Source organism: Streptacidiphilus melanogenes (genome assembly GCF_000787835.1).
In the GTDB taxonomy this organism is placed as follows: Bacteria; Actinomycetota; Actinomycetes; order Streptomycetales; family Streptomycetaceae; genus Streptacidiphilus; species Streptacidiphilus melanogenes.
The window spans coordinates 73,315-87,713 of the sequence record NZ_BBPP01000005.1; the positions used below are offsets into that span (position 1 = coordinate 73,315).

Here is a 14,399-nt window from a genome sequence, read left to right on the forward strand (position 1 = left end):
AACGACGGTCAACGTAGGCACGGCGATCATCAGCGTCGCGGTCGCGGGCGGCGCCCCGGCCGAGGCGGCGCCCGCTCCGGCGGCCGCCGCCGAGGAGGAGCCGGAGCCGGAGCGCCGCGAGGTGCTGGTCGGCTACGGCCCGCGCTCGGGCTCGTCCCGCCGCCGCGCCCGCAAGCCCGCCGCTGCGGCCGCCGCGCCGACGGTGGTGCAGTCGGGTGGAGAGGCGACGTACTACGCGCCGGCTCCGGCCGCCGCGCCCGCCCCCGCGCCGGTCGCCCCCGCGGTCCCGGCCGCGCCCGTCGCGGTCCCCGGTGAGCGTCCGCTGGCCAAGCCGCCGGTCCGGAAGCTCGCCAAGGACCTCGGCGTGGACCTCGCCGCGGTCACGCCGACGGGTCCGCACGGCACCGTGAGCCGCGAGGACGTGCATGCGCACGTCGCCGCGGCGACCGCGCCCGCCGCGCCGGCTCCGGCCGCCGCGGTCGCCACGGTTCCGGCCGAGCCCGTCGGCTCCGCGCTCGGGGCCGGGGCACTGGGCGACACCCGCGTGCCGATCAAGGGCGTGCGCAAGGCGACGGCGGCGGCGATGGTCAGCTCCGCCTTCACGGCCCCGCACGTGACGGAGTGGGTCCAGGTGGACGTCACCCGCACGATGAAGCTGGTCGCCAAGCTGAAGGAGACCGGCGAGCTGGGTGCGGGCGTCCGCGTCAGCCCGCTGCTGCTGGTCGCCAAGGCTCTGCTGATCGCGATTCGGCGCCACCCGGAGGTCAATGCGAGCTGGGACGAGGCCAACCAGGAGATCGTCTACAAGCGCGCGATCAACCTGGGCATCGCCGCGGCCACGCCGCGCGGCCTGATCGTCCCGAACATCAAGGACGCGGGCAGCATGGCGCTCCCGGAGCTGGCCCAGGCGCTGACGGGGCTGATCGAGGTGGCCCGCGAGGGCAAGACCTCGCCCGCGGCGATGCAGGGCGGGACGGTGACGATCACCAACGTGGGCGTCTTCGGCGTCGACTCCGGCACCCCGATCCTGAACCCGGGCGAGGCCGCGATCCTGGCCTTCGGCCAGGTGCGGGAGCTGCCGTGGGTCCACAAGGGCCGAGTCGTCCCGCGTCTGGTGACGACGCTGGCTCTCTCCTTCGACCACCGCATGGTGGACGGGGAGTTGGGCTCCAAGGTGCTCGCCGACACCGCGGCGATCCTGCAGGACCCGAAGAAGCTGATCAGCTGGCAGTAGCCGGCCGCGACGCGGGGAACGGCACGACGCCGTTCCCCGCGTCTTGCTTTGTCCGGCTCGCCGCCGGTCCGGCTTGCCACCCTGTCCAGAAGTGCCCGAATGGTGCAACAACGGTTCCGCGGCGCCTTCGTTCTGCATTGAGTGAAGCTCTCTGCCGCACTCCTGCTGCTGTTCACGCTGCTGTTCGGCGCCACCCCCGTCCCCGCCTCGGCGTGCGAGCCGCACGTCGTGGACACCGTCGACCTCGTCGACAACGGCCCGGCCGGCAACCGGATCACCGTCGTGCTGATCGGCGACGGCTACACCCCCGCGGAGCTTCCGCGCTTTCGCGCGCAGGCGGCGGCGACCTGGCGAGCCATCAGTTCCGTGGAGCCGTTCCGCAGTTACGCCCGGTTCTTCGACGTCCGGCGGGTGGACATGGTCTCGCCGCACTCGGGGATCGGCCACGGCTCGCCGCTCGGCATGCACTTCGGCTGCGGCGGCACGCCGCGTCTGCTCTGCGCCGACGACGACGCCGTCGAGCACTGGATCGGTCCGGCCGCCGGGCCGCGGTACGTGATCGCACTGGCCGACTCCACGGACTACGGCGGGGCGGGCGGCAGGGGCGTGACCACGCTGTCCGCGGGGGCGGCGGACGCGGCCCGCATCATCGAGCACGAGATGGGGCACACCGTCGGCGGTCTCGGTGACGAGTACGACTCCGCGCCGGGCGGCGACGCCGACTACCCCAACCTGTCCGACCAGGGGGCCGACGCGATGGTGTCCGCGCACGTGAAGTGGTGGCGCTGGCTCGGCGCGGCCGACCCCTCGGGCGGAGTGGTCGGGGCGTACCGGAGTGCCAACGGGCTGTACCGGCCCACCCGGGACTCGATCATGCGGACCCTCGGCGGCGTCTACAACCTGCCCTGCCGTGAGGCGATCATCGAGTCCCTCTACCGGAAGCTGCGACTGCTGGACGGCGCGGACCCGGCGCCGCAGGCCGGACCGGTGCGGGCGGGCGGGGTCCTGCGGGTCCGGCCGCTGCTGCTGCCGGGCGGCGGTCGCCGACTCTCCGTCAGCTGGTCGGTGAACGGCCGCCCCGCGCCCTGGCGCGCGTTGCGGGAGGGCGGCCTGGCGCTGGACACCGGTGCGCTCGGACTGCACCGGCACGCCCGCGTCGTCGTCCGGGCCGTCGTCACCGACGAGTCGTCATGGGTGCGCGACGAGGCCTTCCGAGGGACGCGGATGCGGGGGCAGGCGGCGTGGCCGGTCGGCCGGTTCTGAAGCCCGGCGAGGCACCGCACGCAGGGCCGGTTCTCATGATCCGCAGAGGAAACGCACAGGTCACGTCCTGCTAACGGCGACCGGTGACGTGATCGGCGGACGACCTGTCATATGAGAGTGTGTAAAGACGAAAATCAGAGGGTGGGGAGTTCCACGTGGGTGAGCGCAGGCGCCGCCGCTTCGGAGGGGTCAGGACAGGGGTCGCGGCGCTGGTGGCGGTGGGCGTGCTGGGGGCCGTGTTCGCCCCGTCCGCGCTGGCCGAGATCAGCGGGAGCAGCGGAACCACCGGGGCCTCGGCCCAGCCGTCCGCGTCCGCGGCGCCGGGGGCGCCCGGGACCGGATCCATGGCGGTGTCCCCGCGGGTCGCCGCCACCTCCGCCGCCAGTTGGAACGCCGCCGCGGCCGCCAGGTTCTGGACCGCGGCGCGGCTGGACGCGGCGACCCCGGGCGACGCTCCGCGGACGCCCACCACGGCCGGCTCCCGTGCGGCGACCAGCACCTCGATCGCCCGCTCGTCCCACTTCGCGGGCGCGTCGAGCACGGGCATCATCTTCTACGCCGCCAAGGACATGACCACGCACTACTGCACCGCCAGCGTCGTGGACAGCACCCACGGCAACCTGATCATCATGGCGGCGCACTGCAACCCGGGCAGCTGGATGGCGTACGTGCCGAAGTACCAGCACGGGGCCTCCCAGCAGCCCTACGGGATCTGGGCCGTCACCAAGATCTTCAAGGACTCGCACTACACCGGGACCGCCGCGACCAGCGACTACGACTACGCCTTCGCCCAGGTGGCCCCCAACAGCAAGGGCCAGGAGATCCAGAAGGTCACCGGCGGCAACTGGCTCAGCCATCCGACGACCTACACCATGAACGTGACGGCCCTCGGCTACCCGAAGATCACCGCCGACTCCGCGGACCAGGCGATCCGCTGTCACCCGAACTACCCGACCAGCCGGCTCTCGGGCTACCGCCAGATGGTGCTGTACTGCACCGGGTTCTTCGGCGGCACCTCGGGCGGCCCGTGGCTGCTCGGTTTCAACGGGAACACCGGCTACCTGGTCGGCATCACCGGCGGCTACGAGGAGGGCGGCCCGAACAGCTGGACCAGCTACAGCCCGTTCTTCGACAGCCGGATCGACACGCTGTTCAACTGGGCCGAGTCTCACTAGTTGGTGCCTGCAAGTTTCACACGGTGGACACGGGCCGGGATGATTCGTCCTACCAATTAGGATGCCGCCACGATGACTGCCGACCCCGCCACCAGTGCCGCCGAGACCGCCACACCTCCCGCCCCGGCGCGGCGTGAGCCGCCGGGCGGCAGGGACGCCTGGCTGGCATGGGGCATCGGCGTCACGGTCTACGTCCTCGCCGTCGTCCACCGCACCAGCCTCGGCGTCGCCGGGGTCGACGCGGCGGCCCGGTTCGGGATCAACGCCTCGGCGCTGTCCACCTTCTCCATCCTGCAGGTCCTGGTCTACGCCGGGATGCAGATACCCGTCGGCCTCCTGGTCGACCGCCACGGCCCGCGCCGGATCCTCAGCGCGGGCCTCGTGCTGCTCACCGCCGGACAGCTCGGCTTCGCGCTGGCGACCTCCTTCACCCCCGCGCTGCTCGCCCGCGGCGGGCTGGGCTGCGGCGACGCGATGACCTTCGTCAGCGTGCTGCGGATCGGCTCCCGCTGGTTCCCGATCTTCCGCAACCCCTTCATCGCCCAGCTCACCGGCCTGGTCGGCACTGTCGGCAACCTCGTCTCGACGCTGGTGCTCTCCCAGGTCCTGCACAGCGCTGGCTGGACGGCGACCTTCGGCACCACCGCCCTGCTGGGCTTCGGCGTGCTCGCCCTGGTGGTGCTGGTCCTGCGCGAGACGCCGGACAGCGCCCCGCGCGAACCGCTGTTCGCGCGCCGCAGCGCACGCGTCCCCGACGCACCCGTGCCCGCACCGGGCTTCTCGCTCCGCGACCAGATCCACGCCTCCTGGCGTGAGCCCGGCACCCGGCTCGGCATGTGGGTCCACTTCACCACGGCGTTCCCCGCATCCAGCTTCCTGCTGCTGTGGGGCATGCCGTTCCTCATGTCCGGCCAGCACCTCTCGCGTGCCCTCTCCGGCGCGCTGCTCAGCCTGGTGATCGTCGCGGGCATGGGCTTCGCGGTCCTCTTCGGCCAGCTGATGTCGCGCAGGCCGCGCTGGCGGACGCCGACGGTCTTCGCGGTCGTCCTCACCACGGGCGCGGCGTGGGCCGTGGTGCTGGCCTGGCCGCAGCCGGGCCACGTCCCGATGTGGCTGCTGGTCGCCCTGGCGGTCGTGATGGGCAGCAACGGCCCCGCGTCCCTCATCGGCCTCGACTACGCCCGCCCCGTGAACCCGCCGGAGCGGGTCGGGACGGCCTCCGGCATCGTCAACATGGGCGGTTTCGTCGCCGCGGTCCTGGCGCTCTTCCTGATCGGCCTCGTCCTGGACCTCAACACCCCGGGCGGCGGCACGAACTACACCGCGAACGGCTTCCGTGCGGCGTTCGCGATGCTGTACCTGCCGATGGCGATGGGCATCTTCCAGATCCTCCGCCTCCGCAAGCGCGCGCTCGCGCGCGAACGCGAACTCACCGCCACGGTCCCCGTCCCCCGCGCCGCGGGCTAGAGCCCACCCGGGGTTGCCCTCACCCCTGGGGGTCCGCCGGAGCGGACCCCGGCATCACGGTGTGACGGCGAAGTTGTCCAGGATGAGGCGGGCGAGCTCCTCGTCGCCCTCCACCTTGACGTCCGCCGCGTTGGCCGGGATCCGACCGCAGGCGAGGCGGGAGAAGGTCTCCCAGTCCGTGCTGAGGGCCACTGCCGGGGCGAGGAGGACCTCGCCGTCGACGCGGCCGCGGCCGTCCGCGTCGACGTGGACGGTGCGCATGAACTCCTGCTCGCCGTGGACGTCGAAGACGGCCGTCGTGCCGGCGGGCGCGTCGGCCAGCTTGGCGACGGCGCGGGGGAGCATCTCGATCAGGTAGTCGCGGGTGATGGCGGCCGCCGCGGAGTCGAGATCGCCCGCCCGGCCGAGGGCCCTGCGGATGTCCTGCTCGTGGGTCCACACGTCGAAGACGCGGGTGCGCAGCAGTTGGTGGAAGGGGACCTCGCGGCTGTAGGGGCCCATCGGCCAGCGGACCTCGTCCGTCGGCGTGTAGCGGTCGCTCCGCAGCGCGCGGGAGCGGCGGATGATGGTGTACTCCAGCTCGGAGGCCATCTCCACCGCGGTGTGGCAACGCCGCTTGTCGACGGGCACCTCGCAGTGGCGGCTGAACTCGTCCACGACGTGCCGCAGATCGCGTGGCAGCGTGTGGATGGGGCGTGGATCGCCCAGCAGCTCGGACTCCATGGCGATGATGTGCGAGACGACGTCCCGCACCGACCACCCCGGGCATTCGGTAGGCCGGTTCCACGCTCCCTCCGGGAGCGGGGCGACCAGCTCGGATATGGCCTCGATGGATTGGGTCCAGGCATCGGCGTACGCCTGGACGGTCTGCTTGTCGGTCACGTTCACGACCCCTCAGGCGGAGCAGCCAACTTCGCTATCGGCACGTTACGCTGCCTGGTGTCCCCAGGCAGCGCTTTCCGGTGTTGATCGTAGGGCTCTTGACGAAACGGGTGGTACCGTGCGCGCTTCTCTTGTCCAGATCGATGTGAACGAGCGCGAGTCGGCGGACGACCGCCGGGCCCGGATCGCCGAGCTGGTGCGCGCGCAGCGCGGCGTCGCAGATCTCGTGGTGCTGCCGGAGCTGTGGACCCTCGGCGGCTTCGCGTACGAGGCGTGGGGGACCGGTGCGGAGACGCTGGAGGGCCCGACCGCCGAGGCGATGTCCGCGGCCGCGCGCGACGCGGGCGTCTGGCTGCACGCCGGCTCGATCGTGGAACGGGACCCGGAGGGGCCGCTCTGCAACACCTCGCTGCTCTTCGCGCCGGACGGCGAACTGCACGCCTGGTACCGGAAGATCCACCGCTTCGGCTTCGACAGCGGTGAGGCCGCGCTGATGGCGGCCGGGCAGGAACTGTGCGTGGTGGACACGCCGTTCGGGCGGATGGGCCTGGCCACCTGTTACGACCTGCGCTTCCCCGAGCTGTTCCGGGCCATGCTCGACCAGGGCGCGGAACTGTTCGTGCTCCCGGCGGCGTGGCCGGCCCGCCGTGCCGCGCACTGGTCGCTGCTGGCGCGGGCGCGGGCGGTGGAGGAGCAGGCGTTCGTTCTCGCGTGCAACAACGCGGGCACGCACGGCGGCGTGGCGCAGGCGGGGCTCAGCGTCGTGGTGGACCCGTGGGGGACCGTGCTGGGCGAGGCGAACGGCGGCGAGGGCGGCAGCGTGGAGGACGTGCTGACGGTCGAGTTCGACCCGGCTGTGGTCGAGCGCACCCGTACCGACTTCCCGGTGCTGCGGGACCGTCAGAAGTGGTGACCTGCTGAGTCGGTGAAGTGTCGGCGCGGTGGCCGGAAGCGGTAAATCCGGCCTTGGCAGGAAGCTGTCACCGATGCTCGTGGTGGCAGATCTGGTGAGGGTTCCGTAAAGCAGACATGATGATCAGCGCTCACACCGCATTCTGGTTGGCCTGCACGACGGTATGCGGTAAATGTGATGAGTGCCTGACAAAACAGCGTCCACGGCGACGCCTCTCCCCTCACAGGCGCGTACATCGCTGTGGCGCGACAGGGACTTCCTGCTGCTCTGGGGCGGCGGCGCGACCAGCGACCTCGGCTCGGCCGTCTCCACCCTGCTGATCCCGCTGATGGCCGTTCAGGACGTGGGTGCGACCACGTTCCAGATCGCCATGCTGAGCCTCGCCCGCCGGCTCCCCGCGGCGGTCCTCTCCCTGCCCGCGGGCGTCGTCGTGGACCGGCTGCGCAAGCGCCGGCTGATGATCTGGTGTCAGGTCCTGTGCGCGGTGGCCATGGGCTCCGTCCCGGCCGTCGCCTTCTTCGGACACGTCCACCTCTGGCAGCTCTACGTCGTGACCGCCGCGGTGGGCAGCGTCGGCGTCTTCTTCGGCATCGCCGACCTCAGCTACCTGCCGGGCGTGCTGACGCGCGACCAGCTCGTCGACGGCAACGCGAAGCTGAACGCCACCGAGACCGCTTCCGACGCCGCAGGCCCGGCCCTCGGCGCGCTGCTCGCCGGTGTGGTGACGGCGGCCCGGGCCCTCGCCGTCGACGCGGTCTCCTACGTGATCGCCGCCGCCACGCTGGTCCTGATGCGATCCCCCGACCCCGCGCCGGAGCCGGACCGCAGCCGGACCACGCCGGTCAGCTTCCGCGTGGCGATGACGGTGGGCCTGCGCTACGCCTGGCGCAACCCGGTGCTGCGCGCGATCGCCTGCTGCACCGCGACGGCCAACCTCGGCATCGTCGCCGTGGGCAGCCTGGAGGTCGTCTACCTCGTGCGCAGCCTGCACGCGGCGGCCCCCGTGGTCGGCGTCGTGCTCGGCGCGGGCGTGCTGGGCGGCTTCGTCGGCAGCCTGCTCGCCAAGCCGCTGACCGTCCGGGTGGGCAACGCCCGGGTGATGTGGCTGTCGCTGATCGTCTGCGCCCCTTTCGCGCTGATGATGCCGCTGGCCACCCCCGGATACGGCCTGATCCTCTACTCGCTCGGCTGGGCCGTCTTCAACGCGGGCGGCGCGGTCTACCAGACCGCGCAGATGGCCTACCGGCAGTCGAACATCCCCAGGGAGCTGCTCGGCCGCGTCAACGCCGGCATCCGCTGGGTCGTCTGGAGCACGATGCCGCTGGGCGCGCTGCTCGGTGGCATCGTCGGCACCTGGCTGGGCCTGCACACGGCCCTCTGGTTCGCCACCGGCTTCCTCGCCGCCACCGGCCTCTGGCTCCTCGCCTCCCCGCTGCGGGGCTGGCGCGACATCCCGGAGAGCTGAGCGTCCGCGGACGAGGTGTCAGCCCTGCCGGTCCGGTCGCGGAGCGCGCGTGGCGCGGATCAGGGAGAGCAGCTCGCGGGCCGGGCCCTTGGGCTTCGCGCCCTTGGGCCACACCGCGCGCAGTGGTCGTTCCAGGTCGAGGCCGGTGACCGGAACGGCCACCAGGCGGCCGGAGGCCAGGTCGTCGGCCACGGCGAGCTCGCTCAGCACGGCGGGTCCCGCCCCCGTCGTCGCCGCCGACTTGAGCGCGGTCGTCGACGCCAGGGTGAGCAGCGGCTCGGCGAGGCCGCCCGCGGGCGCGAGAGCCGCGTCCAGCACCTCCCGGGTGCCGCTGCCCTGCTCACGCAGGATGAGCGGCGTGGTGGCCACCTCGGCGGGCGAGAGCGGGGCGCGCCGACGGGCCCAGCGGTGCGCGGGGGCGACCAGCAGCAGCAGTCGGTCGCGTGCCACGACCACGCCGTCCAGTCCCGTCGGGATCCGCACGCCCTCGACGAAGCCGAGATCCGCCTCCCCGTCCAGCACCTGCGCGGCCACCTCGGTGGAGTTCGCCGCGCGCAGCGTCACGGCCGTGCCGGGCAGCGCCGCGTGCAGGGCCAGCAGCCAGCCCGGCATCAGGTACTCGGCGACGGTCAGGCTGGCCGACACCCGCAGCCGCGCGTCCCGGCGCTCCCGCAGTGCGGCGACCCCGGCGTCCAGCGCCCGCGCGGCGCCGACCACCTGCGCCGCCCACTCGGCGACCAGCGCGCCCGCCTCGGTCGGCCGGGAGCCGCGCGGGGAGCGCTCCAGCAGGGTGACGCCGATCTGCCGCTCCATGGCGGCGATCCGCGCCGAGGCGGCGGGCTGGGTGACGCCCAGCTCCGCGGCGGCCCGGCCGAGGCTCCCGAGCCGGACCACGGCCAGCAGCAGCTCCAGCGCGCCGAGCTCGGGCACGTGCGGCGAGAGGGGGGTGGTGACCGGGCCTGGGGTCGAGCTCATAGATCCAGCTTATGTCCCCACCGAAGATCGGTCCCTACTGACGGGCACGGGCCGGAACGAGCATGGAGACATGGCCTCCAGCACCCTCACCCTGCCCCTCACCACGCGGGTCACCGACAGGTTCGCCGACCGGTTCGCCGACCACCCCGTGATCGCGGCCGCCGGCCGCTTCGGGCCCAACTGGTACGCCGCGGTGATGGGCACGGCGATCGTCGCCAACGGCGCGCACGTCCTGCCGGGCGGGCTGCCGGCGGTGTGGGCGGAGCTGTTCTGGGTGCTCGGCTTCGCGGGGCTGCTCACGCTCGCCGGAATCCGGCTGCTCGGCCGTCTGGACCGCGCCCGGGTCCGGCCGCTGGACGACCCCTCGGTCGCCGTCTTCCTCGGCTGCCCGCCGATGGCGCTGATGGCCGTGGGCTTCGGCGCCCTGGGCGCGGGCGAGCCGCTGCTCGGCCCGGGCGTGGGCCTGGCCGTGGACGCCGTGCTGTGGACCCTGGGGACGCTCTACGGGCTCTGGGCGGCGGGGACGGTGATGTTCGGGCTGGTGACGCGGTACCGCGTCACCCGCGCGGACGCCGTGCCCACCTGGCTGCTGCCGGTCGTCGCGCCGATGGTCTCCGCCGCGCTCGGCCCGGCGTTGGTTCCCCATCTGCCGGCAGGGCAGGCGCAGCAGACCATGCTGTTCGCGTGTGTGGCGATGTTCGGCATGAGCCTGGTCGCCGTGCTGATGCTGCTGCCGACGCTCTTCGCGCGGCTGGCGCACGAGGGCCCGCTGCCGCCGGTGCTGGTCCCCACGCTCTTTCTGGTGCTCGGCCCGCTCGGTCAGTCGGTCACCGCGGTGACGCAGTTCGCGGCGCACGGCCCCGCGGTCTTCGCGGGCTTCGCCCTGCTCTACGGCGTGCCGGTGCTCGGCTTCGCACTGCTCTGGCTGGCGGTGGCGGGTGCGGCGACGGTGCGCGGGCTGCGCCAGGGCATGCCGTTCGCGATGACCTGGTGGGCGTACACGTTCCCGGTCGGCACCTGCGTCACCGGTGCGGCCGGCCTCTACGCCCGCACCGGGTCGGATGCCTTCGCGGTGGTGTCGGCGGCGCTCTACGCGCTGCTGGTCGCGGCCTGGGCCGTGGCGGCGCTGCGCACGGCCCGGTCGCTGCCGGCGTTCGTCAGGACGCCTCGGGGTAGGTGAGGGACGTGTCGGCCCAGTCGAGCGCGGTGATGATCGTGTGGCGCAGCTGCTGGTCGGTCCAGGTGGTGTCGAACTCCAGCGGAAGCACCGGCGAGACCTCCTCCAGCGTGGAGATCATCGGGCTGTGGGCGACGGCCTTGTCGACCAGCAGCACGACCGGCTTGCGCAGCGCGGTGGCCCAGCCCAGCTCCATGCCGACCCCGGCGGAGAGGGGCGAACCGACGTAGGCGATGGCCAGGTCGGCGGACTGCATGGCGCGGAACGCGGAGGGGACGCGCAGCCCGACTCCGACGCCGCGGGTGGTCCACACGTCGTCGTGGTGCGTGCTGAACACGCTCACGCCGGCGTCGAGCAGGGCCTCGCGCAGGGAGGAGATCTTGCCGCGCAGTGCCAGGCTGAAGACGCCGTCGGCGGGACCGGTGAGGCGCAGCGACGGGGCGGCGAGGAAGACGCGCATGGTGCGGCGTGCGTCAGCCGCGAGCTCCGCGTCGGACAGCTCGGTCATCACGATCGGCTCCATCGACATGGTTGACCGCGCAACGACAACTCCCGTACGTTGCGGGATGAGTGCTGCGCAGTCAGACGGGGGAATCAGGTGCCGGCGCCGGCAACCCTTGGGGGGATGCTTCGATGGTGCTGGGGAGAACACGTGAGCGTCCAGATTCCGCCTGTGACATCAAACTGCCGGGTAGTGGCATGAGATGCACGGTCACTCGAGCTCTGAGCTTGTGAGCAGTCCCATCTGTGCTGCTTTGACCCCCGCCTCGAACCGGCTCTCCGCGCCGAGCTCCTGCATGATCGAGGCGATGTGACGGCGGCAGGTGCGGACGGACATGCCGAGTCGCTTGGCCACCACCTCGTCCTTGAGGCCCTGCGCGAGCAGGCCGAGCAGGGCGACCCGGAGCTCGCTGGAGACGTTCTGGTACCCCGGACCGTCCGTGATGAAGGGCATGGCGTTCGCCCAGAACTGGTCGAAGAGCGTGCACAGGAAGGAGATGAGGACCGGCTCGCGGACCACGACGGCGCCCGGCGGCTGGCCGGGCTGGCTGCGTCGTGGAATGAAGGCGAGCTCGCGGTCGAATATGAACATGCGCTCGGCCAGTTGGTCGGCGGTGCGTATCTGGGCGCCGGCCTCGGCCATCGCGGAGACGTAGGAGCGGATGCTGAGCTGGGTACGGGTGGTGTGCTGGTAGAGCGAGCGCACCCGGACGCCGCGGTGGACGGCCTCCAGATCCCGCGGGAGGGCCTGCTGGAGCGCTATCGGGTCGCGGGCGCCCCCGGGCTGGACGGACAGCCACTCCTTGCTGCAGGTGTCGACGGCGTGGTTGACCAGGAGCTGGACCTCGGCCGCCTCGGTGATGATCTCCAGGCCGCCCGACGCGGAGCCGGACGCGGTCCGGCCGAGATAGGCGGGCATCAGCTGGAGCAGTCGCTCCCGGGTGCTCTCCATGGCCTGGCGGTAGGAGCGGATCGTGCTCTCGATCGGCTCGGCCAATCGTGCTATGGCGAGCTCGGGATTGACCGGCACCAGGGTTCCCGGGTTCTCGGAGGACGGCTGGAGCAGCTGGCAGGCCAAGAGGGCGTCCCGGCACTCGACGACCTGGTCATGGGGCAGACCGGACGCGGCCACGGCGGCCTCGAAGCGGAATTCTCCTTCCTCGAGGGCCCGCCGGTAGACGTTCACCGCGGCCGGACTGAGCTCCGGGGGAAGCATTCCACTGGGCGACGTTGATTCGTCCACTTTGATCCCGGAATCTCCTCTGGCCATTTCAAGACCTGCCACTTGTTGCCACTGACCCGCAGCCCGTCCTGTCACGTTCGTGCCCCATTGTGATGGATGACGGTCTCGGGGGAGCAGCTTTGGTCAAGCATCGTATGATCCGGTGACCTGCGCTCGGAAGGAAGTTGTGTCATGCGTTCCACGCGTCGCGGTTTGAGATTTGCTGTTGTGGCGTTGTCCCTGGGGGCTGCGGTGTTGTTCACCGGCGTCGCCACGGCTTCTGCGGACAGCGTGTGGGACGGCGGCCACATGACCGCCACCGCAAACCGCTAGGTCCAAGAGTCTCCCCGGTCGATCCTCCTCGACGACCGGGGTCTGCAAAAACTGAGGGACCGTGCCTCCCCGGACACGGTCCCTCGGTTCTGCATGCCTGTCGCCTGCACGTCTAGCGTGTGCCGTCCGGGCGCGGCTTGGGGCGCCAGACGACCAGAGCCGAGCTCTGCTGGTACGGCACCAGGTCGCGCCGGTACGAGGCGTGCACCGCTGCGGCCGCGGCCTCCGCGGCGCCCTGGAGCTCGGCCACGCGCGCCTGGAGCGCGGCGACCTGGTTCTCCAGTTCGATGATGCGCTTGATGCCGGCGAGGTTGATGCCCTCCTCCTGGGAGAGGCGCTGGACCTCGCGCAGCTGCTCGATGTCCCGGGCCGAGTAGCGCCGGCCCCGACCGGCCGTGCGGTCGGGGGAGACGAGGCCGAGCCGGTCGTACTGCCGCAGGGTCTGCGGGTGGAGACCGCTCAGCTCCGCAGCCACGGAGATGACGTACACCGGGGTGTACTCCGTCAGCTGGTACGCCGCTCGCCGGCCGCCGCCGGGCCCGTCGGTCATGCCTGGCATCTCACGCCTCCTCCGCCGCCTTGAACAACGCCGCCCGCGGGTCCTCCGCGGAGGTCGCGTCGCGGTACTTCTCCAGGGCCTCCTTGGCCTCGCCCTCCGTCTTCGGGGGGACCGCCACCTCGACCGTCACCAGCAGATCGCCACGCGTGCCGTCCTTGCGCACCGCGCCCTTGCCGCGGGCCCGCATGGTCAGGCCGTTGGACGTGCCCGCGGGGAGCTTCATGGTCACGGGGGGACCGCCGAGCGTCGGCACCCGGATCGTGCCACCGAGCGCCGCCTCGGGGAAGGAGACCGGCACCGTCACCGTCAGATTGTCGCCGCGCCGCCCGAAGACCGGGTGCGCGGTGACGTGGACCGTGACGTACAGGTCGCCCGCGGGGCCCCCGCGCTCGCCCTGGGCGCCCTTGCCCTTGAGCCGGATCCGCTGGTCGTCGCCGACACCGGCCGGGATGCGCACCTGCATGGTGCGCGCCGAGGTGGCCCGCCCGCTGCCGTGGCAGACCTCGCACGGGTCGTCGACCAGCAGCCCGCGGCCCTTGCAGTCCCGGCAGGGCTCGCTGAGGGCGAAGTTGCCCTGGCCGCGGCTGACGTAGCCGGTGCCGACGCAGGTCGGACAGACGCGCGGGGTGGTGCCCGCCTTCGCGCCGGTGCCCGCGCAGGCCTTGCAGGCCGCCTGACTGGTCATCCGGATCGGGACGGTGGCGCCCTCGACGGCCTCGACGAAGCTGAGCGTCACCTCGGACTCCACGTCCGCGCCGCGCCGCGGCTGCGTCGTGGTGCCCCGGCCGCGGCCGCCGAAGAGGCCGCCGAACAGGTCCCCGACGCCGCCGCCGAAGCCGCCGCCGCTCTGGGTCGTGGTCTGGCCGGTGCCGCCGAAGAGGTCGCCGAGGTCGAAGTTGAAGCCGCCGCCCGCGCCGCCGGGGCGGAAGCCGCCGTTGGCGAAGAGGGCGCGCGCCTCGTCGTAGTCCTTGCGGCGCTTGGGGTCGGACAGGACGTCGTTGGCCTCGGAGATCTCCTTGAAGCGCTCCTCGGCGGCCTTGTCGCCCTTGTTGGCGTCGGGGTGGTTCTCCCGGGCCAGCTTCCGGTAGGCCTTCTTGATCTCAGCGATGGAGGCGTCCTTGGGCACGCCCAGGATCTTGTAGTAGTCCTTCTCCACGTAGTCCTTGCCGCTCAACGCGCTCCCTCCTCACCGCTGCTGATCGTGTTCGTACGGTCCGGGGCCGGCCGGGACGC

13 protein-coding genes are annotated in these 14,399 nt (G+C 72.3%); 7 read left to right on the forward strand and 6 right to left on the reverse strand.

The window, feature by feature from the left end:
• The 4 genes from TR49_RS07765 to TR49_RS07780 all read left to right on the forward strand — a co-directional run.
• The coding region (locus TR49_RS07765) for a dihydrolipoamide acetyltransferase family protein (RefSeq protein WP_042379066.1) at nucleotides 1-1,234 on the forward strand (1,234 nt) is incomplete at its 5' end.
• A 141-nt stretch (nucleotides 1,235-1,375) separates the two neighbouring features.
• Complete coding sequence (locus TR49_RS39725; protein WP_052434096.1) at nucleotides 1,376-2,497, forward strand: M64 family metallopeptidase; 1,122 nt, start codon at nucleotides 1,376-1,378, stop codon at nucleotides 2,495-2,497.
• 155 nt (nucleotides 2,498-2,652) lie between these two features.
• Entirely contained in the window at nucleotides 2,653-3,672 is a 1,020-nt protein-coding gene (locus tag TR49_RS07775) for a trypsin-like serine peptidase (RefSeq protein WP_152627117.1), read from the forward strand.
• A gap of 72 nt (nucleotides 3,673-3,744) precedes the next feature.
• On the forward strand, nucleotides 3,745-5,139 hold the full coding sequence (locus TR49_RS07780) for an MFS transporter (RefSeq protein ID WP_042378673.1): 1,395 nt from the start codon (nucleotides 3,745-3,747) through the stop codon (nucleotides 5,137-5,139).
• Nucleotides 5,140-5,193: 54 nt separating this feature from the next.
• Here TR49_RS07780 and TR49_RS07785 read toward each other — a convergent pair whose 3' ends face one another.
• Nucleotides 5,194-6,021, reverse strand: coding sequence for a maleylpyruvate isomerase family mycothiol-dependent enzyme (locus tag TR49_RS07785; protein WP_042379071.1), 828 nt, complete (start codon nucleotides 6,019-6,021; stop codon nucleotides 5,194-5,196).
• Between the two features lie 118 nt (nucleotides 6,022-6,139).
• Here TR49_RS07785 and TR49_RS07790 point away from each other — a divergent pair, with 118 nt between their 5' ends.
• Nucleotides 6,140-6,934, forward strand: a complete 795-nt coding sequence (locus TR49_RS07790) for a carbon-nitrogen family hydrolase (protein WP_042378675.1) — start codon at nucleotides 6,140-6,142, stop codon at nucleotides 6,932-6,934.
• A 181-nt stretch (nucleotides 6,935-7,115) separates the two neighbouring features.
• Entirely contained in the window at nucleotides 7,116-8,399 is a 1,284-nt protein-coding gene (locus TR49_RS07795; RefSeq protein WP_042378678.1) for an MFS transporter, read from the forward strand.
• 18 nt (nucleotides 8,400-8,417) lie between these two features.
• Here TR49_RS07795 and TR49_RS07800 read toward each other — a convergent pair whose 3' ends face one another.
• Nucleotides 8,418-9,374 carry a LysR family transcriptional regulator gene (locus TR49_RS07800; RefSeq protein WP_042378680.1) on the reverse strand — a complete coding sequence of 319 codons (957 nt, stop codon included), beginning with the start codon at nucleotides 9,372-9,374 and terminating at the stop codon, nucleotides 8,418-8,420.
• A 70-nt stretch (nucleotides 9,375-9,444) separates the two neighbouring features.
• On the opposite strand from TR49_RS07800, the gene TR49_RS07805 reads away from it, so the two are divergent.
• Nucleotides 9,445-10,554, forward strand: a complete 1,110-nt coding sequence (locus tag TR49_RS07805) for a TDT family transporter (RefSeq protein WP_084724670.1) — start codon at nucleotides 9,445-9,447, stop codon at nucleotides 10,552-10,554.
• Here TR49_RS07805 and TR49_RS07810 read toward each other — a convergent pair.
• From TR49_RS07810 to dnaJ, 4 genes are all read right to left on the reverse strand, one after another.
• On the reverse strand, nucleotides 10,532-11,059 hold the full coding sequence (locus TR49_RS07810) for a hypothetical protein (protein ID WP_152627118.1): 528 nt from the start codon (nucleotides 11,057-11,059) through the stop codon (nucleotides 10,532-10,534). The genes TR49_RS07805 and TR49_RS07810 overlap by 23 nt on opposite strands.
• A gap of 204 nt (nucleotides 11,060-11,263) precedes the next feature.
• Nucleotides 11,264-12,295, reverse strand: a complete 1,032-nt coding sequence (locus tag TR49_RS07815) for a LuxR C-terminal-related transcriptional regulator (protein ID WP_160311552.1) — start codon at nucleotides 12,293-12,295, stop codon at nucleotides 11,264-11,266.
• Between the two features lie 424 nt (nucleotides 12,296-12,719).
• Nucleotides 12,720-13,166: a heat shock protein transcriptional repressor HspR gene (locus TR49_RS07820; protein WP_439654088.1), complete on the reverse strand. Its 447-nt coding sequence runs from the start codon at nucleotides 13,164-13,166 to the stop codon at nucleotides 12,720-12,722.
• 1 nt (nucleotide 13,167) lies between these two features.
• Nucleotides 13,168-14,340 (reverse strand): molecular chaperone DnaJ, encoded by a 1,173-nt coding sequence (gene dnaJ, locus TR49_RS07825; RefSeq protein ID WP_042378683.1) that lies wholly within the window; start codon nucleotides 14,338-14,340, stop codon nucleotides 13,168-13,170.
• Nucleotides 14,341-14,399: the final 59 nt, after the last annotated feature.